19 protein-coding genes are annotated in these 18,376 nt (G+C 70.1%); 12 read left to right on the top strand and 7 right to left on the bottom strand.

All coding sequences use genetic code 11. The annotated features are described in order from the left end of the window. Positions 1-18: 18 nt before the first annotated feature. On the bottom strand, positions 19-888 hold the full coding sequence (locus AB1285_RS08445; protein ID WP_315637021.1) for a fumarylacetoacetate hydrolase family protein: 870 nt from the start codon (positions 886-888) through the stop codon (positions 19-21). An 89-nt stretch (positions 889-977) separates the two neighbouring features. Here AB1285_RS08445 and AB1285_RS08440 point away from each other — a divergent pair, with 89 nt between their 5' ends. The 3 genes from AB1285_RS08440 to AB1285_RS08430 all read left to right on the top strand — a co-directional run bounded on the left by AB1285_RS08440 (position 978) and on the right by AB1285_RS08430 (position 3,594). Continuing rightward, complete coding sequence (locus AB1285_RS08440) at positions 978-2,279, top strand: PrsW family intramembrane metalloprotease (protein WP_268776448.1); 1,302 nt, start codon at positions 978-980, stop codon at positions 2,277-2,279. Positions 2,280-2,493: 214 nt separating this feature from the next. Next, positions 2,494-2,862: an FKBP-type peptidyl-prolyl cis-trans isomerase gene (locus AB1285_RS08435; protein WP_025103196.1), complete on the top strand. Its 369-nt coding sequence runs from the start codon at positions 2,494-2,496 to the stop codon at positions 2,860-2,862. A 177-nt stretch (positions 2,863-3,039) separates the two neighbouring features. Next, positions 3,040-3,594, top strand: coding sequence for a YceI family protein (locus AB1285_RS08430; protein ID WP_187663862.1), 555 nt, complete (start codon positions 3,040-3,042; stop codon positions 3,592-3,594). 28 nt (positions 3,595-3,622) lie between these two features. Here the strand turns inward: AB1285_RS08430 and AB1285_RS08425 are convergent, their stop codons facing one another. Continuing rightward, on the bottom strand, positions 3,623-4,918 hold the full coding sequence (locus tag AB1285_RS08425) for an MFS transporter (protein WP_370428925.1): 1,296 nt from the start codon (positions 4,916-4,918) through the stop codon (positions 3,623-3,625). Between the two features lie 186 nt (positions 4,919-5,104). Between AB1285_RS08425 and rpsO the strand changes: the two genes are divergently transcribed. The 3 genes from rpsO to AB1285_RS08410 all read left to right on the top strand — a co-directional run bounded on the left by rpsO (position 5,105) and on the right by AB1285_RS08410 (position 6,721). Continuing rightward, a complete protein-coding gene (gene rpsO / locus AB1285_RS08420; protein ID WP_017203073.1) occupies positions 5,105-5,374 on the top strand; it encodes a 30S ribosomal protein S15 in 270 nt (89 codons plus the stop codon). Between the two features lie 155 nt (positions 5,375-5,529). Then, positions 5,530-6,399, top strand: coding sequence for a hypothetical protein (locus tag AB1285_RS08415; protein ID WP_187663864.1), 870 nt, complete (start codon positions 5,530-5,532; stop codon positions 6,397-6,399). Then, positions 6,392-6,721 (top strand): transcriptional regulator, encoded by a 330-nt coding sequence (locus AB1285_RS08410; protein WP_280566053.1) that lies wholly within the window; start codon positions 6,392-6,394, stop codon positions 6,719-6,721. Before AB1285_RS08415 ends, AB1285_RS08410 begins: the two co-directional genes overlap by 8 nt. Before the next feature lie 7 nt (positions 6,722-6,728). Here AB1285_RS08410 and AB1285_RS08405 read toward each other — a convergent pair whose 3' ends face one another. Further along, positions 6,729-7,733, bottom strand: a complete 1,005-nt coding sequence (locus AB1285_RS08405; protein ID WP_370428924.1) for an isopenicillin N synthase family dioxygenase — start codon at positions 7,731-7,733, stop codon at positions 6,729-6,731. A 150-nt stretch (positions 7,734-7,883) separates the two neighbouring features. Here AB1285_RS08405 and efeU point away from each other — a divergent pair, with 150 nt between their 5' ends. The 3 genes from efeU to efeB are packed head-to-tail and all read left to right on the top strand — an operon-like array spanning position 7,884 to position 11,381. Then, positions 7,884-8,822 carry an iron uptake transporter permease EfeU gene (efeU, locus tag AB1285_RS08400; RefSeq protein WP_370428923.1) on the top strand — a complete coding sequence of 313 codons (939 nt, stop codon included), beginning with the start codon at positions 7,884-7,886 and terminating at the stop codon, positions 8,820-8,822. Then, on the top strand, positions 8,819-10,051 hold the full coding sequence (gene efeO / locus AB1285_RS08395; RefSeq protein WP_370428922.1) for an iron uptake system protein EfeO: 1,233 nt from the start codon (positions 8,819-8,821) through the stop codon (positions 10,049-10,051). Before efeU ends, efeO begins: the two co-directional genes overlap by 4 nt. A 19-nt stretch (positions 10,052-10,070) precedes the next feature. Further along, positions 10,071-11,381 (top strand): iron uptake transporter deferrochelatase/peroxidase subunit, encoded by a 1,311-nt coding sequence (gene efeB / locus AB1285_RS08390; protein WP_370428921.1) that lies wholly within the window; start codon positions 10,071-10,073, stop codon positions 11,379-11,381. 7 nt (positions 11,382-11,388) lie between these two features. Here the strand turns inward: efeB and AB1285_RS08385 are convergent, their stop codons facing one another. Together AB1285_RS08385 and AB1285_RS08380 are read right to left on the bottom strand one after the other, a co-directional pair. Further along, the gene (locus AB1285_RS08385) at positions 11,389-12,273 is read right to left on the bottom strand and encodes a serine hydrolase domain-containing protein (RefSeq protein WP_370428920.1); all 885 of its coding nucleotides are present in this window, start codon (positions 12,271-12,273) and stop codon (positions 11,389-11,391) included. Next, entirely contained in the window at positions 12,270-13,400 is a 1,131-nt protein-coding gene (locus AB1285_RS08380; RefSeq protein WP_370428919.1) for an acyltransferase family protein, read from the bottom strand. Before AB1285_RS08380 ends, AB1285_RS08385 begins: the two co-directional genes overlap by 4 nt. A 111-nt stretch (positions 13,401-13,511) precedes the next feature. Here AB1285_RS08380 and AB1285_RS08375 point away from each other — a divergent pair, with 111 nt between their 5' ends. Further along, complete coding sequence (locus AB1285_RS08375) at positions 13,512-14,738, top strand: LLM class flavin-dependent oxidoreductase (protein WP_280566044.1); 1,227 nt, start codon at positions 13,512-13,514, stop codon at positions 14,736-14,738. A gap of 1 nt (position 14,739) precedes the next feature. After that, complete coding sequence (locus AB1285_RS08370; RefSeq protein WP_268776441.1) at positions 14,740-15,384, top strand: FMN reductase; 645 nt, start codon at positions 14,740-14,742, stop codon at positions 15,382-15,384. Positions 15,385-15,491: 107 nt separating this feature from the next. Here the strand turns inward: AB1285_RS08370 and AB1285_RS08365 are convergent, their stop codons facing one another. Then, a complete protein-coding gene (locus AB1285_RS08365; protein WP_136052140.1) occupies positions 15,492-15,671 on the bottom strand; it encodes a DUF5302 domain-containing protein in 180 nt (59 codons plus the stop codon). Positions 15,672-15,710: 39 nt separating this feature from the next. Then, complete coding sequence (locus tag AB1285_RS08360) at positions 15,711-16,295, bottom strand: DedA family protein (protein ID WP_292797119.1); 585 nt, start codon at positions 16,293-16,295, stop codon at positions 15,711-15,713. 139 nt (positions 16,296-16,434) lie between these two features. On the opposite strand from AB1285_RS08360, the gene AB1285_RS08355 reads away from it, so the two are divergent. Then, on the top strand, positions 16,435-18,375 hold the full coding sequence (locus tag AB1285_RS08355; protein WP_370428918.1) for a GDSL-type esterase/lipase family protein: 1,941 nt from the start codon (positions 16,435-16,437) through the stop codon (positions 18,373-18,375). The last annotated feature ends 1 nt before the right edge of the window (position 18,376 follow it).

Raw genomic sequence — 18,376 nt, 5'->3', positions numbered from 1 at the left:
CCCTTCGTCGCGTCCGAGTCAGTCGAGGATGCGGCAGTGCGTCGTGAGCTCGCCGATCCCGTCGATGCCGACCGTGACGGTCGAGCGGTCGCGGAGGAAGATCTGCGGGTCGCGGGAGTAGCCGGCGCCACCCGGGCTGCCCGTCGAGATCAGGGTGCCGGGCAGCAGCGTGAGCGACTGGGAGAGGTGCGCGATGAGCTTCGCCACCGAACGCACCATCTGGTCGGTGCTGGCGTCCTGCACGGTGTGCCCGTCGACGACGGTCCAGATGTGGAGGTCCTGCGGGTCGGCGATCTCGTCGGCGGTCACCGCGAACGGGCCGGTGGGGGTGAAGCCGTCGAACGACTTGCAACGGGACCACTGCGCCTCGGAGAACTGGATGTTCCGGGCGGTGATGTCGTTGACCACGGTGTAACCCCAGACGTGCGCGAGGGCGTCCGCCTCCGGGACGTCCTTCGCGGGGGTGCCGATGAGCACGCCCAGCTCGGCCTCGTAGTCGACGGCCTCGCTGAGGCTCCGCGGCCAGGAGGTGGTCTGATCGTGACCGGTGAGCGAGTTGGGCCACAGGGTGAACACGGTCGGCGCGGCGTCGGTCTTGAGGCCGAGCTCGCTGGAGTGGGCGGCATAGTTGAGCCCGACGGCGAGCACCGCCGGCGGCGCGATGACCGCGGAGGCGAAACCCCAGTCGGTCAGCGGGTGGCGCGGGGCCGTGCCGTCGCGGAGGGCGGCGCGGAGCTCGTCGAGTCCGGCGTCCCCTCGCTCGATCAGCTGCTGCAGGGTGGCAGGCGCGTCGGACAGGAGATCGGAGACGAGGATGGCGTCCGAGCCCTCCACCACGGCGAGAACCGCACGGGAGGAGTCTGGACGGCGCAGGTGAGCGAACCGCATGGTTCTACGCTACCGGGTGCCTGCGGCCGGTCGGGTGGAGGAAGCCCCCAGAGCCCGGCGCGCAAGCTTGTGCCCCATAAGCTTTGACCATGACCTTCGGAGGACCGTCCGACCCCCAGCAGCCCGCCCGATACACGCCCCCGGCGGGGACACCACCACAGCCCTCGGCGTACTCCGCCGCGCAGTACGCGCAATCGCCCTACCTGCCGCCGTCCTACGGACAGCAGCCGGGCTATGCGTCGGCTCTCGCGCAACCCACGCCCTACACACCGCCGGCGCCGGTCGCGCCGTCGCCCGCGGAGTCGCTGCCGGCTCTCCCGGTGCCGAACAAGAAGGGCCGCACGATCTCGCTGTGGCTCTTCGGCTTCCTCGGCTTCCTGCTGCTCGCACTCATCGGCTACTTCGGCTGGGCCCTCGGCCCGACCGCCTCGGTGATCGGGCTCGTCCTGGCTGTGATCCCGCTCACGATCGTCTTCCTCGGAGTGCGCATGATCGACCGTTGGGAGCCCGAGCCCAAGCGCCTCGTCGCGTTCGCCATCGCCTGGGGTGCGGTCGCCGCCGTCGGCCTCACGCTCCTCGTCGACATCGGGCTCACGATGCTGCTGGGCATCCGGTCCGAGGAGTTCTCGGCGGTGGTGCAGGCCCCCATCGTCGAGGAGTTCTGGAAGGGCCTCGGGGTCTTCCTCATCTTCCTGCTCGCGCGGCGGTCCTTCGACGGGCCGGTCGACGGCGTCGTCTACGGGGCGCTCGTCGGTGCAGGCTTCGCGTTCACCGAGAACATCCAGTACTTCGCCATCAGCCTCATCGAGGGCGGCGGAGAGCAGCTCGGCGTCACGTTCATCGTGCGGGCGGTGCTGTCGCCGTTCGCGCACGCGATGTTCACCTCGCTGACCGGATTCGCGATCGGCCTCGTGGCCCGCCGGCACGCCTCCGCCGGAGCGGCCGCCGGGGCCGGCCTGCTCGGTATGGTCGGGGCGATCCTCCTGCACGCGCTGTGGAACGGATCGGCCACATTCGCGGACTTCTTCGGCCTCTACTTCACCCTGCAGGTGCCGCTGTTCATCGGCTTCATCCTCGGGATCATCGCCTTGCGCAGGGAGGAGGCGCGGCTCACCCGGGCCCGCCTGGCCGAGTATGCGGCCGCCGGCTGGTTCACGCCGGAGGAGGTCACGATGCTGGCCACGCCGGCCGGGCGCAAGGTGGGGCTCGCCTGGGCCGCGCAGCTGCGCGGCGACCGCCGGCCGCTGATGCGCGAATTCATCAAGGATGCGACGGCTCTGGCCGCGGTCCGCCAGCGGGCGATCACCGGACGAGACCCGCTCGCCGTCGAGGACGAGCGTGCCCTGTTGATCCGGACCAGGGCGGCACGCGCCGCGCTGCTGGCCTACTGAGCGGCGCCCCCGCAGACAGACTCAGCGCCCGGTGCTGCGGCGATGCCTGCATGTCTCCCGGGCGCTGAGTTGATCTGCCACCAGGGTGCACCCGCGTCCCGCGAACTGTCAAGAGCCCCGGGGGACTTCGGAGCGGAGTCGCTCGGTGAGGTGTTCGCCGTGAGCAGGTGCCGTCGCGTTGACCGGCCGCGCGACGGTCGGGTTGGATGGAGCCATGACTGATCGCACAAAGCCCGAGTTCGACGCCCCGACCGGCCCTGCCCCCGCAGAACTGGTCATCCGCGACATCATCGAGGGTGACGGCGCCGAGGCCAAGCCCGGCGACACCGTGACCGTCCACTACGCCGGTGTGGAGTTCGAGTCCGGCGAGGAGTTCGACTCGTCGTGGGGTCGCGGGGAAACCATCCAGTTCCCGCTCCGCGGCCTGATCCAGGGCTGGCAGGACGGCATCCCCGGAATGAAGGTCGGTGGCCGCCGCGAGCTGATCATCCCGCCGCACCTCGCGTACGGCCCGGCCGGGGGAGGACACTTCCTCTCCGGCAAGACGCTGATCTTCATCATCGATCTCGTCGCCGTCGGCTGACATCGTCGCTCCGAAGCGCCCTGCACCCCGTGGTGCGGGGCGCTTCTGCATGTCGAGACATTTCTGATCGTCACGGGAATACATGCGAGTGAATGTATGTTGTCGGAAGGGTGCCGCGGACGATCGCGGTGCCATCCCTTCGCCGCCGCCGCGGCCGACGTCTCCTGAGGAGCAATCATGAGCAGCATCGACATCCCCGGTTACCGCCCCGGCACCTGGGTCCTCGACCCGTCCCACAGCGAGGTGACGTTCAGCGTCCGCCACATGATGATCTCGAAGGTGCGCGGCACCTTCGGTGTGAAGAGCGCGACGCTCGTGGCTCCGGAGAACCCCCTCGAAGCCAAGGTCGAGGCCTCCGTCGACGTGACCTCCGTCGACACCAAGGACGAGGGTCGCGACCAGCACCTCCGCTCCGCCGACTTCTTCGACACCGAGAACTTCCCGACCATGGAGTTCGTCTCGACCGGCGCCCGCGTCGAGGGCGGCGACTTCCTCGTCGACGGCGACCTCACCATCCGCGGCATCACGAAGCCGGTCACCTTCGAGCTCGACTTCGGCGGCTTCGGCAGCGACCCGTGGGGCAACTACAAGGCCGGCGCCTCCGCCAAGACCGTCATCAACCGCGAGGACTTCGGCCTCACCTGGAACGCCGCGCTGGAGACCGGCGGCGTGCTCGTCGGCAAGGACGTCACGATCACGCTCGACCTCCAGGGTGCGCTGCAGCAGGACTGACGCGCAGACTCTGTGAACCCCGGGCCCGTCAGGGCTCGGGGTTCTCTGCGTCGTAGTCGCGGAAACGAGGATGCCGCCGGGCGAGGACCGCGACGAGGGCGATCACGATGATCCCTCCGAGCAGCGGCGGGAACCACAGTGACGTCAGCGTCGCGAGCGTCCCGGCGTAGAGGGCGCCGACGCGGGGGCCACCGGTCACCACCACGACGAACAGGCCCTGCAGGCGTCCGCGCATGGCGTCCGGCACCGCCGCCTGCATCATGGTGTTGCGGTAGATCGAGCTGACGTTGTCCGACGCGCCGGAGAGGGCCAGCGCCACGCAGGCGGCGACGATCAGTGCAGCGTGCGGTCGGTCCTCTCCGGCAGGCGTCGCGGAGAAGGCGCCGAGCAGGAGGACGACGCCGAACAGGGCGATGGCGGCGCCGTAGGCCTCCACTGCGCGGGCGATGCCGCGGCCGTGCCACCGGTACTGCACCACGCGTCCGGAGAACAGGCTCGAGGAGAAGGTGCCGACGGCGACCGCCGCCGTGAGGATGCCGGTGGTGAAGGCCCCGCCGCCGAGGATGACCGTGCCGAGTGCCGGGAAGAGCACGAGCGGCTGTCCGAACGTCATCGCGATGATGTCCATGACGTACTGCATCCGGATGTTGCCCGCGCGGCGGAGGAAGCGCCAGCCGTCGACGAGCGAGGCGAGGCCGGGGCGCACGATGTCGCCTTCGGGCCGCAGGGCGGGGAGCGTCCACAGGCCGAGGAACATCGACAGCATGAGCACGACGTCGATCGTGTACGTCCAGCCGTATCCGGTGAGCGCCACCAGGAGCCCGGCGAGGGCCGGACCCGCCATGACCGTGAGCCCGAACGCGACGCCGTTGAGCGCGGACGCGGCCGCGAGCATGCTGCGGGGGATCAGGCGGGGGACGATCGCGGTCCGCGTGGCCATGCCGACGGAGTTCGCCGCCGAGTTCACGATGCTCAGCGCGTACAGCCACCAGATCGTCTCCGTGCCGGTCCAGGTGAGCGCCGCGAGCAGCCCCGTGGAGGCGAAGGTCACCGTGGCGGCGATGAGCGCGACCCGCCGCCGGTCGAACGCATCGGCGAGCATCCCGCCGTAGAGGCCGGCGAGGATCATCGGGAGGAGGCCCGCGACGGCGATCATCGAGACGGCGAACGTGCTCGCGGTCAGATCGAACACATGCAGCATCACGGTCACGATGGTGAGCTGACCGCCGATGCCGGCGAGTGTCGAGCCGATCCACATCCGGGCGAAGGCCGGGCTCGCCTTCAGCGGAGTCAGGTCGATCAGATGGCCGCGTCGGGAGCTCACAGGGCGGTCTTCTTCTGCACATCCCGAGCCTAGTTGACCCCGCGCGCCTCGTCCCCGGCGCCGTGTCCCGCCGTGGTCGTCCGGGCTGGTAGACTCGTCAGGTTGCCGTTCGATCGGCCGCGGATAAAGAGAGCTCACGCATCAGGCGTCGGGCGCCGCGCAACAAGCAGAGAGGGGATCGAATCTATGGCACTGGAAGCAGACGTCAAGAAGGCGATCATCGAAGAGTACGCGACGCACCCCGGTGACACCGGATCCCCCGAGGTGCAGGCCGCGATGCTGACGCAGCGCATCAAGGACCTCACCGAGCACCTGAAGGAGCACAAGCACGACCACCACTCGCGTCGTGGTCTGTTCCTGCTCGTGGGTCAGCGCCGTCGTCTGCTCGGCTACCTCCAGAGCGTCGACATCGAGCGTTACCGCTCGCTGATCGCACGCCTTGGTCTTCGCCGATAAGGCACCACGGACCCCGCGTTCAATCGCGCAGAACATTCTTGAGAAGGCCGCCCCACGGTGTGGGGCGGCCTTCGTCATGTCCGGGCTTGTCCTGGCCATCACTTTCCGGTAGGAAAGTTCTAGAGCTTTCCACCAGGAAAGTCGGGGAGGCCACGATGGAGCAGAAGCCGATCGCCGGTCAGGGCCCTCTGGCCCCGCCGGACTCTGAGACCGCCAGTCAGTACCTGGCAGCGGCCCAGGCGGTGGTCGAGCGCCGCGATCGCGCGGTCGACCGGCGTGCCCTCGCGCGGCTGGAGATCGGCAACGCGGTGGTGACGGCCGCCTACCTCGTCGCCTTCGCACTCGTTCTCCGGCGCGGCGATGTGCTGGCGTCGCAGATCGTCCTGTTCACCTTCCTCGTGTGGGGGCAGTTGTCCAGCGGGATGGCGCAGCGCACCGGGCTGCAGTGGCGGATGACGCGTTCACGATTGCCGTTCCTGCTCGGAGGGGGAGCGGTTCTCATCGGCGCACTCGTGGTGTTCGGCTTCGCCGCCCTGGACACGCGGCTCCCCGAAGCCGTGGTACTCCTTCCCGCCGCCGTGGTGCTCGTCGGCATCGGGGGGCACGGAGTCGTGCAGCTCCTCCGAGCGTCGAACGACTCGCACCGTTCCCGCCCGGGTCCCGTCGCTCTTACGGGCACACGTCGTTGGGGCACCGCCCTGGTCGGCATCGCGATCGGAGTGCTGACCATGCTGGCGGGATCGCCGGACGATGTGCTGCGAAGCGCGATCTCGCTGCTCGTGATGCTCTGCCTGGTGGCGTGGATAGCGGCCTCGACCTCGGAGGTCGGGCTGCCGGCGATCGGCGCGTCGTGGCGGTGGCCGCATGTGCTCGTCTTCTTGCTCGCCGCGTGCGTTCCGGTGGCACTCGTCTTGGGTGCGGGAGTGCTCGGCGATGCGGGGCGGGCCGGAGTCTGGGGTGGGGTTGCCGTGATCGTGTGCTTCGCGGTAGTCACCTGCATCCCGGGACGTGCGGAACGTGACTGACTCCCATGCCGTCCCGCACCCGCGAACGCGGTTGGATGACAACTTCGCGTCCCCGATCCGCTTCTCGCTCATGGCGGGCTTGGGAGACGGGATGGAACTCGACTTCGCGGCGCTGCGCGAGATGCTGCAGTGTGGCGACTCGCCCCTGAGCAAGGCGATCACCCATCTGCAGGCGGCGGGATACGTGACCGCGCGCAAGGGGACCGTCGGCGGGCGCTCGCGCACGTGGGTGCGGTCGACGAGCACGGGCCGAGACGCCTTCGCTGCGCACCTCCAGGCGCTGCGGGAGATCGTCGCCCTGGGCGGCAAGACGTCGTTCTGAGACCCCGTCAGGCGGTGGCACCCACGAGATCAGGGTGGTGGATGGCCGCCACGTCGGGGTGTGCGCGCAGTCGGGACTTCATGGCGTTCTCGCCGTAGGTCGCGTGGATCGGATTGCTCGGGTCCTCGGTGACTCCGGTCGCCTCGGCGGCGAGGTCGGCAGGGAGTTCGAGCAACGGGAGCTGCTGATCGAGCGCCGGGTTGAAGAAGAACGGAATCGAGATGCGCTCCTCGGGCGCCCGCGGCGAGATCACCCGGTGGTTCGTCGCCTTGAGGTAGCCGCCGGTGGCGTACTCGAGCAGCTCGCCGATGTTGACGACGAAGGCGCCCGGCACCGGGGGAGCCGACACCCACTCGCCGTCACGCTCGACCTGGAGTCCGCCCTTGCCCGGCTCCACCCAGAGCAGCGTCAGCACGCCGGAATCCTTGTGCGCACCGACGCCCTGCTGCGGTTCCGGCTCGTTCGTTCCCGGGTATCGCACGATCTTGATCAGGGTGGACGGATCGCGGAACGGCTCGTCGAAGTAGTTCTCCTCCGCCCCGAGGGTGAGGGCCCAGGCCCGCAGGAGCTTGCGGGCGATCTCCGTGAGGGTGTCGTGCCACTCCGTGACGACCTCCTTCAACTCCGGCTGCGCTGCGGGCCAGAGGTTCGGTCCGGTGAGGCGGTTGAAGGCGGGTCCCCCTTCGACCGGCTCCCGTTCGGGGCCGATGTCGATCTGCTCGCGCCAGTCGACCTTGCCCTGCGTCCGCTCCCCGCCGACCCGGGTGTAGCCGCGGAAGTGCGGGCTGTTGACGTTCTCGATCGCGAGCTTGTCCTCCTCTGGCAGAGCGAAGAAGTCGAGGGCGGCCTGATGCAGCCGCGCTTCCAGTTTGGGAGAGATGCCGGTGCCGGTCAGGTAGAAGAAGCCGACATCGTGCGTGGCCGCGCGGAGGTCGTCGCGGAAACGCGCCGCGGCCTCGGGGCCGCCGTCGAGCTGGGACAGGTCGAGGATGGGGAGCGAGAGTTCAGCCATGGACCGAGGCTATGTCGCGGATGAGGCCCGAGGATGCTCTGTTGCATTCCATTACTTCGGTGGCCGGTGTCGGGCGGGCGCCGATCACGGTGCTAGAGTCTCGTCGGTAAGGGATGCCTTACCTCAGTCGCCTGCCAGAGAGTGTCTCCCGTGCTCGCCACCTTCCTCATCGGACTCCGCGAGGGTCTCGAAGCCGCGCTCGTCGTCGGCATCCTCGTCGCTTACCTCCGCCGTCTCGGTCGCCGTGACGCGCTGCCGAAGATGTGGGCCGGGGTCGGCCTTGCGGTCGCCCTCGCTCTGGGCATCGGCGCGATCCTCACCTTCGGGGCCTACGAACTCACGTTCCAGGCGCAGGAGCTGATCGGCGGCGGGCTGTCCCTCGTCGCGGTGGCGATGGTGACGTGGATGATCTTCTGGATGCAGCGTGCCGGCCGCACCATGAAGGCGACCCTCGAGGGCGGCATCGACCGCGCGCTGACGGTGGGCGGTCTCTGGGCGCTCATCGCGATCGGCTTCGTCTCCGTCGCCCGGGAGGGGATCGAGACCACGCTGCTGCTGTGGTCGATGGTGCAGTCCTTCGGCGATGCCCCCTCGGCCCTCCTCGGCGCGCTCCTGGGACTCTCCGTGGCCGTCCTGCTCGGCTGGCTCATCTCCCGCGGGGCGCTGCGCCTGGACCTGCGGCGGTTCTTCGCCTGGACGGGTGGCTTCCTCGTGATCGTCGCGGCCGGTGTCCTCGCCTACGCCCTGATGGATCTGCAGGAGGCGGGAGCGCTTCCCGGTCCCTTCACCGCCGCCGCTCCGCTCGACCCGGCCACCGGCGCCGTCGCCGTGGGCGCGGCCGGCTTCCCGTTCGGCTGGGCGTTCGACGTGTCGGCGGCGATCACTCCCGGCGGCGCGCTGGCCTCCGTTCTGCAGGCCACGGTCGGCTTCATGCCCGCCATGACCTGGCTGCAGGTGCTCGCCTGGAGTCTCTACATCCTCGTCGTGGGCGGGCTCTACCTCCGCGGCCTCCGCTCGGCACGCCCCTCGACGCGCGGCGCCTCCGCCGCCACCCCGACGTCCTCCCTCACACAGCAAGGAGCAGCATGATCACCTCGCACCGGGTCCTCGCTGCGGCAGCCGCCGCGGGCACCGCCGTCCTCCTCCTCAGCGGCTGCGTCGCGAAGAGCGATGCCCAGGCGACGGCGGCGTTCGACGTCTCATCCACCGCCACGGACTGCGCCGTCTCCGCGTCCACCGCGAAGAGCGGGACGCTGACGTTCGATGTGAAGAACGACACCGACCAGGTCTCCGAGTTCTACCTGCTGGCCGAGGACGGTCTGCGGATCGTCGGCGAGGTCGAGAACATCGCCCCGGCTGCGTCCCGCACCCTCACGGTGGTCGCCCAGCCGGGCGAGTACTTCACGCTCTGCAAGCCGGGCATGGTCGGCGACGGTGTCGGCCGGGCCTCGTTCACGGTGACCGGAGACCGCGTGGCGGTGGACGGCCCCGACGCCGAGCAGAAGCAGAAGGCCGTCGATCTCTACGGGGCGTTCGTGAAGGATCAGGTCGGGCAGCTCGTGCCGGCCGTGGAAGACCTCGTGGCCGCCTACGAGTCCGGCGACGACGAGACCGCCCGCACGCTCTTCCCGCAGACGAGGGCGTTCTACGAGCGCATCGAGCCCGTCGCCGAGGCGCTCGGGGACCTCGACCCGCGGATCGACTATCGAGAGGTCGATGCGGTGGCCGAGGGCCTGGACTGGACCGGCTTCCACCGCATCGAGAAGGACCTCTGGGTGCCGGCGAAGGACGCGCTGAACGCCGACGGAGAGACCCCGGCATGGCAGGAATGGGCACCGTCCACGCCCGCGGAGCGCGCCGATTACGGCGACCTGCTCCTGGCCGACGTGCAGGAGCTGTACGACTACGTGCATTCGGACGACTTCACCACCGCACTGGACGACCAGGGGATCGGCGGCATCTCCAACGGCGCGATCGCACTGCTCGACGAGGTGGCCACCGGCAAGATCTCCGGCGAGGAGGACTGGTGGTCCGGCACGGATCTCTTCGACTTCGCCGCGAACGTCGAGGGCTCCAAGATGGCCTTCTCGCTGGTGCAGGACTTCGCCGCGGCGCAGGGAGACGACGGCGAGGCCCTCGTCTCCGAGATCGAGACCGGATACACCGCCCTCGAGGAGTCCCTCGCCGCGCACGGCTCGCTCGCAGAGGGCTTCGTGGGGTACGGCGAGCTGACCGAAGCGGACAAGCGGGAGTTCACCGATCTCATCAACGCCCTGGCGGAGCCGCTCTCGCAGCTCACCGGCACGGTGCTCGACTGACGACGGTGCACGGGCAGGCATGGACGTGAACGAGTCGGAACCGGAGGCCCACGAGGCATCAGCGGGGGTGCCTACTGCGCCCTCCGGCGGCGGTCTCAGCCGCCGCGGGCTGCTCGGGCTGGCCGTCGGCGGCGGGGTCGCGGGCCTGGCCGTCGGCCTCGGGGCCGGGACGGCCGGCGGCGTGGCACTCGGACGCGCACGAGCCGCGGAAGACGCCGAGTCGCGGTACGAGTTCTTCGGCGCGCACCAGGCGGGCATCACGACGCCCGTGCAGGACCACCTGCACTTCGCGAGCTTCGACATGATGCCCCGCACCGACCGGGACGACCTCATCTCCCTGTTGCAGGACTGGTCGTACGCCGCGGCGCGGATGACGCAGGGCCTGGAGGTGAGTGCGAGCGGCGCGGTGAACGGTCCCGCCGAAGCGCCCCCGGATGACACGGGGGAGGCGCTGGGGCTCCCCGCCGCGGGTCTGACCCTCACGTTCGGGTTCGGTCCTGGACTGTTCGAGAACGATGACGGCGATCGCTACGGTCTCGCCGCTCAGCGGCCACCCGGTCTCGAGCGGCTTCCGGCCTTCCTCGGGGACGACCTCGATCCCGAGGCGTCGCACGGCGACCTGTGCATCCAGGCCTGTGCCGACGACCCCCAGGTCGCGGTTCACGCGATCCGCAACCTCAGCCGCATCGCGTTCGGGCGGGCGCGCCTGCGCTGGTCGCAGCTCGGATTCGGTAAGATCTCTCGTACCACGGCCGGCCAGGCGACGCCGCGCAACCTCTTCGGCTTCAAGGACGGCACGGCCAACATCCTCGCCGACGACGCCACGGCGCTCGCGGACCACGTCTGGGTCTCGACCGACGACGAGCCGTCCTGGATGGCCGGCGGTTCGTACCTCGTCGCGCGGAAGATCGCCATGCTCATCGAGACCTGGGACCGGGTGCGGCTGGCCGAGCAGGACACGATCATCGGACGGGACAAAGGTGTGGGGGCGCCGCTCTCCGGCGGTGACGAGTTCACGGCCCCGGACTTCCGCGGCACGAAGATCGATGCGAACAGTCACGTCCGGCTCGCCCACCCGGAGCAGAACGACGGCATCCGCATCCTGCGCCGCGGGTACAACTACGTCGACGGCAACAACGCCCTCGGGCGACTCGACGCCGGGCTGTTCTTCCTGTCCTACCAGCGTGATCCCGCCCAGTTCATCAGCCTGCAGCGCCGACTGTCGACCGACCGTCTCAACGAGTACATCCGTCACGTGGGCTCAGGCATCTGGGCGATCCCGCCGGGCGCGCGACCGGGTTCGTACGTGGGGGCGGAGCTGTTCGCCTGAGCAGGACTCAGCCGGCGGCGACGTCTTCGAGGGCGGCGACGGCGTCCGCAGCGAACGCATCCGCTCCGGCGTGATCGTGAGCGGTCACCGTCACCACCGCGTCGCCGAGGAACAGCAGCAGCTGGCCGTGGGCCCCGTGCAGCCGCCACGCCCGCCCCGGACCCTGCCAGCCCGCGAGCGCATAGCGGTCGTAGCCCGGGTTGACGCCCGCGACGACGCCGTCCTCGTGCATGGCGTCGATCCACTCCGGGGCGACCAGTCGACGACCCTGCCAGGAGCCGCGATCGCGGATGAGCAGCCCCAGGCGCGCGACCTCCTCGGTGCGGAGCGGCAGGCCGCCACCCGCCTCGATGCGTCCGTTCGGGCATCGCGACCAGACCACGTCCTCGATGCCGAGCGGGGCGAAGAGGCGCGTCGAGAGGTAGTCGCCGATGTCGCCCACGCGGGTCGCGAGGGCGGTCATCGCGGTATAGGTGCTCGCGTTGGAGTACTGGAACACACGCCCGCGCGAGGGCCGTCGCAGGAACTCGCGGGCCAGATCCGGCCAGTCCATCATCAGTGTCTCGGACCACGGAAGGTCGATGCCGCTCGACATCGACAGCAGGTGACGCAGGGTGACCTGAGCGACACCGTCGCCGAGCTCGTGGTCCGGGAGGAGGGTGGCGACGGTGTCGTCCAGGCGGATCAGTCCGTCGTCGGCGGCAAGGGCCGTGGCCAGCACGCAGACGCCCTTCGCGATCGAGTGCACGTCCTCCCGGACGTCGGGTGCCCAGCGGTGACCTGCGGTATCCTCGCCGATGCGCACGTGGAGCCCGTGCGCGGCGAACCCCTGGGAGTCGGCGATGGCGACGAGCCGATCCCTGACCTCGGACGCGGGGTGGGCGGCTGTCATCGCGGACGCCGGGATCCGGTCGGATCGTTGCGGCGGCCTTCCCGCGACGCGAGCTCGGGATCGGCGAACAGCCACCGCGGCCGCGGCTCCACGAGCGGACGGAACACCCGCCGCACGGGCGTGGTCGCGAGCAGCAGTGCGAGGACCACCGAGAGCGCCGTGACCGCAGGGAGCCAGAACCAGGTCGGCTCGAGGTCACGCAGCACGCCGCTCTCCCGGAACGGGTAGAGCACGAACGAGTGCAGGAGATAGACGTACATCGTGTACTGGCCGAAGGTGGTCCACCAGTAGGACCCGCGGGGGATGAGGACGAAGAACGCAGCGCAGAGGACGACGGCGAGGAGCAGGAGCGCGAAACGGATGCCGCCGGCCCACCACTGGTCCCCGACGAGGTCGGAGTAGGAGGCCTCGTAGAACAGCCAATGCCGCAGATCGGTGGCCTGCCAGACGGGGAGCCAGTTCCACGCAGCCCACCCGGCGGTGCCGAGGACGGCGACGGCGGTGATCCGGACCCACCACGGGCGGAAGTCGAGGAGACGCAGGCGGTCGACGATGTTCCGCTCCCTGAGCCACCAGCCGAGGGCGAAGAAGGGCAGCAGGCCCAGGGTGCGCGAGAGCGAGAAGGTGCTGTCGACGTTCGGGAGATAGCCCGCGCCGACGGAGATGACCACCGTCCACAGCAACGGCCAGCGCAGCAGGGCGAGGTAGGGGAGGACGAGGCGGAAGATCCCGAGCGCGAGCAGGAACCAGAGCGTCCAGCTGGGCTGCGTCGGGTTCGGGGTGGTCTCTCCCTCCACGAGCCACTTGGTGAGCGTCCAGAGCGCCTCGAAGATGACGTAGGGGAGGATGATGTCGGTGATGACGCGGGCCATCTGCGTCCGGGTGGGGGAGCCCGACTTGGAGAAGTAGCCCGAGATGATGGCGAACGCCGGCATGTGGAAGGCGTACAGCGCCAGGTAGAGGGCGAAGGCGATGTCCGAGTCGTAGATGAGGCGCTGGATCGCATGCCCCAGGACCACGAGGACGATGCAGGCGTAGCGCGCGTTGTCCCAGAAGGGCACGCGTCGGCGTTTGCGGTCGACCGGCCCTGTGCTGGGCCCCGTCGTCCCGACTCCGGTGGTGCTCATTCTCCGAGGCTACCGGCCGGGAATAAAGTTGCCCTGCACGCGTTGACCCAATTACATTCAAATGAATAGAACCGGATGTCGAGCATCCGATTCGGAGAACACGGAGCAATCATGAGCGAGCAGTCAGGCGCGCAGGCGATGCAGTTCGGCATCATGTCGGTCAGCGACATCACCCGCGACCCCACTACGGGAGTCACCCCCAGCGAGCAGGAGCGGATCAAGGCGACGCTGGCCATCGCGACGCATGCCGAGGAGGTCGGACTCGACGTCTTCGCGATCGGCGAGCACCACAACCCGCCGTTCTGGTCGTCCAGTCCCACCACGTTCCTCGCCGCGCTCGCCGCACAGACCGAGCGGCTCATTGTCTCGACCTCGACGACGCTGATCACGACGAACGACCCGGTGCGCATCGCGGAGGAGTACGCGATGCTGCAGCACGTCTCGGACGGCCGCATGGACCTCATGCTCGGTCGTGGCAACACCGGTCCGGTGTACCCCTGGTTCGGCCAGGACATCCGCCAGGGGCTTCCGCTGGCGATCGAGAACTACGCGCTCCTGCACAAGCTGTGGCGCGAGGACGTCGTGGACTGGGAGGGCAAGTTCCGCACCCCGCTGCAGGGCTTCACCTCGACCCCGCGTCCCCTCGACGGCATCGCGCCGTTCGTGTGGCACGGCTCCATCCGCACACCGGAGATCGCCGAGCAGGCCGCCTACTACGGTGACGGGTTCTTCGCGAACAACATCTTCTGGCCGAAGGAGCACTACCAGCGCCTCATCGAGCTGTACCGTCAGCGCTTCGAGCACTACGGTCACGGCACGCGGGAGCAGGCGATCGTCGGTCTCGGCGGCCAGGTGTTCATGGCGGCGAAGTCGCAGGACGCGGTGAACCAGTTCCGCCCGTACTTCGACAACGCCCCGGTCTACGGTCACGGTCCCAGCATGGAGGACTTCACCGAGATGACCCCGCTCACCGTGGGATCGCCGCAGCAGGTGATCGACCGCTATGCGGCGATGCGGGAGCACTACGGCGACTACCAGCGTCAGCTGTTCCTCATCGACCACGCCGGCCTGCCTCTGAAGACGGTGCTCGAGCAGCTGGACATCCTCGGTTCCGAGGTCGTGCCGGTGCTCCGCAAGGAGCTGGCGAAGGACCGCCCGTCCACGGTGCCCGACGCGCCGACCCACGCCGCGCGCGTGCAGGCGACCTACGGAAACGGACCGACCCGGCAGGCGCGTCCCGGCGCGAACCGCGGCGACAACCTCACCGGGGACTCGCCCTACCAGGACACGCCGGCTCCCGCGGGAGCCGCGTTCGGACTCGGCCGGAAGGAGGCCTGACATGACCACGCGTCGCATCGCCGTCGTCTCGGCGGGTCTCTCCAACCCGTCGTCCACCCGGATGCTCGCCGACCGACTGGCAGCGGAGACCGTGAAGGCGCTCGCGGAGCGCGACATCGAGGCCACGGTCGACGTGATCGAGCTGCGCGACCACGCGCACGACATCACGAACAACATGCTGACCGGCTTCGCGCCGCCTGCACTCGAGACGGCGATCAACACCGTCGTCTCGGCCGACGCGCTGATCGCGGTGACGCCGATCTTCTCCACGAGCTACTCCGGGTTGTTCAAGTCGTTCATCGATGTGCTCGACCCGGACGCGCTCACGGGGAAGCCCGTGCTGATCGGGGCGAACGCGGGGACACCGCGGCACTCGCTCGCGATCGACTACGCGATCCGTCCGCTGTTCGCCTACCTGCACGCCGAGGCCGTCTCCACAGGGGTCTTCGCGGCGTCGAGCGACTGGGGCGGCGCCGGAGACGATGTCGCACCGTTGGCGAAGCGCGTCGAGAAGGGGGCGAGGGAACTCGCCGAGGCGGTCGCGCGCCGGGAGGCTGCCACCGTCGTCGACCCTTTCGATCCCGCGACCTACCTGGGTGAGGGGCGCTCGTTCGGCCACATGCTCGGCGGTCTCGCCGGAGAGTGACAGGGGGCCTCTAGAGAGCGACATGCCCCGTGCCTTTCGGCGCGGGGCATGTCCGTGTCTGCGGAGAGGGATGCGGGAGCCGTGGACCGGCTCCCGCATCCGCACGGTCAACCGCTCTTGCGTCGGAACTCGCGCCGCGTCTGCGGGGCGTTGGCGGCGTGCACGGCGGAATCGCCGTCGAGGTGGGCCTCGCCCTGCCGGTGGTGCGCGTTCTTCTTCTCGAGCGCTTCCTTGAACTTGCGCTTCATGTCCTCCGAGGAGGAGCCGGCGCCTTCTTCGGTGCTCATGCTCCCGAGCCTAGGGCACGGCAGGAGCAGCGGCGAGGGTCACCGCTCCCGTCCCCGCGTGAACCGGTCGAGCCCGAGCCCGAGACCGACGGCCAGGGCGACCGACACCGGGACCGCGACGAGGGCGCCGCCGGGCAGCACCGCGGCGACGAGCGCGCCGACCGCGGCCTGGTACGCCGCCCACCCGGTCGCAGCCAGCGTCACGAGTGCCAGGTAGCGGGGCGGGTGGATCCGGGAGGCGCCCGCCACGAGGTTCACGGCGAGCCGGGCGAACGGGACGAAACGAGCGGTGAACAGCACCGTGGCCGTGCCGCGGTCCAGCCGGTCGCGTGCCCAGCCGAGGGCCTGCCGCATGCGGCGGCTTCTCATCCAGCCCCAGCGCTCGGTGCCGACGACGCACCCGATCAGATAGCAGCAGGCGTCACCGAGCGCTGCCGCCCCCGCCGCGCAGAGCACCACCGCCCAGAGCGCGGGCGTTCCGGTCGTCATCGCGACCGCGCCGAGGGCTGTCACGGCGATCTCGCCGGGGACGACGACGAAGAACGCGTCCCCGAGCACGAGCAGGCTCATCGCGGCCAGGCTCCAGGGACCGGCGAGGACGTCAGCGAGCAGGTCTGTCGACACCCCGCCACCCTGCCCCGAGACGGTGAACGGGAACCAACGCGCGGATAGCCGGTGACCCGTGATCCAGCATCCGGTGAACATCCGGTGCTCGACGCCGGTTTCTCGCAGCGGGGGCGAGGTGCACCGTCATCCTGGGGGTGTGAGAGTCGCGATCGTCACCGAGTCCTTCCTTCCGCACATGAACGGCGTGACCGGATCCGTGATGCAGATCCTCCGCCACCTGGAGCGCCGAGGGCACGAGGCCTGTGTGCTCGCTCCCGCCGCCACGGGCATCCCGGAGCGGTTGCACGGTGCCCCCGTCACGGCGATCCGCAGCGTGCCACTCCCCGGATACCGGGATGTCCGCGTCGGCGCGGCGACGACCCGTCGGATCGGAACGGAGCTCGGCCGCTTCCGCCCCGATGTCGTCCACCTCGCGTCGCCGTTCGCCCTCGGGTGGCGCGGGCTGCTCGCCGCAGAACGCGGCGGCATCGGGACGGTCGCGGCCTACCAGACCGATGTGGCCGCATACACGGAGAGGTATCGCGTCGCCGCGACGACCGGTATGGCTCACGCCCACATCGCACGGCTCCACCGGCGAGCGACCCTCACGCTCGCGCCGTCCTCCGAATCCGCGCACCAGCTCGGTCGCCTCGGCGTCGACCGGCTCCGATCCTGGGGGAGAGGGGTGGACGCGGAGCGCTTCCACCCCTCCCGGCGCAGCGACGCGCTCCGAGCGGAATGGGGAGCGGAGATCGTCATCGGCTACGTCGGACGCCTCGCCGCGGAGAAGCAGGTGGAGGATCTCGCCGCGCTGCACGGCATCCCCGGCGCCCGTCTGGTCATCGTCGGCGACGGGCCACGGCGGGACCGGCTGCAGGAACAGCTTCCCGACGCTCTGTTCCTCGGGAGGCTCGACGGGGATGCGCTCGCCACCGTGCTGGCCTCCTTCGACGTGTTCGTGCATCCGGGAGAGAGCGAGACGTTCGGCCAGACGCTGCAGGAGGCCCACGCGAGCGGGGTGCCCGTGGTCGCCACCGGTCGCGGAGGGCCGCTCGATCTGGTGAGGGCCGGCGTGGACGGCTGGCTCTACCGCCCCGGGGACCTCGCCGACCTCCGGCGACGCGTGACCGCTCTCGCCGGGGACGAGCAGACCCGCCGAGCGTTCGGGCAAGCAGGCTGGAGCGCTGTGCAGGGACGAAGCTGGGAACACCTCGGGGATCAGCTCCTGGGGCACTTCGAGGAGGCGCGGGCGCTGCACGCCGTGGACAGCCGTCTGCGCGCTCGCCGCCTCGTCCGACCGGAACCGGCCGCGCCCGCCCCGTCGCGACGGTGGCGGCGGGTGGTCGCGCTCGGCGACTCCTTGACCGAGGGACTGTGCGACCCAGGGCCGGACGGTGCACTCCGCGGGTGGGCGGACCGGCTCGCCCTGCTCCTCGCCGCGCGGGGCGGCCTCCACTACGCCAACCTCGCGGTCCGCTCGAAGCGCGTGGCCGACGTGTGCGGCCCGCAACTGGAGCGCGCACTGGAGCTCCGACCCGATCTGGTCACCGTGCTGGTGGGCGCCAACGATCTCGTGAAGCACCGTGCCGCCGTGCCGGCGCTCGCCGCGAGTCTGGAGGCCGCCGTGCGGCGAGTGCGCGCGACCGGCGCCGACGTGGTCCTGGTCACCCCGTTCCTCCCGGACCGACGCGCGGCGGCGCTGTACACCCGGCGCTTCTCCGCCTTCGCCACGGCCCTCGCGGGGATCGCGGCGCGGACCGGTGCGATCCTCATCGACACGGATCTGCATCCGGTGCTGGCGGAGCGGCAGCACTGGGGCGAGGACCTGGTGCACCTCAGCAGTCGCGGACACCGCTTCCTCGCCTATCGGGTCGCCGAGGTGCTCGGGGTGCCGCACGCGGACGCGCTCGGACTGCTGGATGCGGCCCTGCACGAGAACGAGCCGATCGGCCGCGCGGCCTGGTGGCGGCGGCACGCGCTGCCGTGGGTGTGGCGGCGACTCCACGGCCGTGCCGCGGGAGACGGCCGTCGGGCGAAGCACGACGACTACGTCTACGTGGGACGCTCCTCCGTCGAGCGTGACGCCAGCGTGGTCTGAG

This window comes from Microbacterium sp. NRRL B-14842 (assembly GCF_050470785.1).
This window is presented reverse-complemented; position numbering and strand designations above follow the sequence as displayed.

Excerpts from the sequence above, each read along its gene's own strand:
- AB1285_RS08375 (WP_280566044.1), top strand. The coding sequence starts at position 13,512 with ATGAGCGAGCAGTCAGGCGCGCAGGCGATGCAGTTCGGCATCATGTCG.
- AB1285_RS08365 (WP_136052140.1), bottom strand. The coding sequence starts at position 15,671 with ATGAGCACCGAAGAAGGCGCCGGCTCCTCCTCGGAGGACATGAAGCGC.
- AB1285_RS08415 (WP_187663864.1), top strand. The coding sequence starts at position 5,530 with ATGGAGCAGAAGCCGATCGCCGGTCAGGGCCCTCTGGCCCCGCCGGAC.
- AB1285_RS08370 (WP_268776441.1), top strand. The coding sequence starts at position 14,740 with ATGACCACGCGTCGCATCGCCGTCGTCTCGGCGGGTCTCTCCAACCCG.
- AB1285_RS08430 (WP_187663862.1), top strand. The coding sequence starts at position 3,040 with ATGAGCAGCATCGACATCCCCGGTTACCGCCCCGGCACCTGGGTCCTC.
- rpsO (WP_017203073.1), top strand. The coding sequence starts at position 5,105 with ATGGCACTGGAAGCAGACGTCAAGAAGGCGATCATCGAAGAGTACGCG.
- AB1285_RS08435 (WP_025103196.1), top strand. The coding sequence starts at position 2,494 with ATGACTGATCGCACAAAGCCCGAGTTCGACGCCCCGACCGGCCCTGCC.
- AB1285_RS08380 (WP_370428919.1), bottom strand. The coding sequence starts at position 13,400 with ATGAGCACCACCGGAGTCGGGACGACGGGGCCCAGCACAGGGCCGGTC.
- AB1285_RS08445 (WP_315637021.1), bottom strand. The coding sequence starts at position 888 with ATGCGGTTCGCTCACCTGCGCCGTCCAGACTCCTCCCGTGCGGTTCTC.
- efeO (WP_370428922.1), top strand. The coding sequence starts at position 8,819 with ATGATCACCTCGCACCGGGTCCTCGCTGCGGCAGCCGCCGCGGGCACC.
- AB1285_RS08385 (WP_370428920.1), bottom strand. The coding sequence starts at position 12,273 with ATGACAGCCGCCCACCCCGCGTCCGAGGTCAGGGATCGGCTCGTCGCC.
- efeB (WP_370428921.1), top strand. The coding sequence starts at position 10,071 with ATGGACGTGAACGAGTCGGAACCGGAGGCCCACGAGGCATCAGCGGGG.
- AB1285_RS08440 (WP_268776448.1), top strand. The coding sequence starts at position 978 with ATGACCTTCGGAGGACCGTCCGACCCCCAGCAGCCCGCCCGATACACG.
- AB1285_RS08405 (WP_370428924.1), bottom strand. The coding sequence starts at position 7,733 with ATGGCTGAACTCTCGCTCCCCATCCTCGACCTGTCCCAGCTCGACGGC.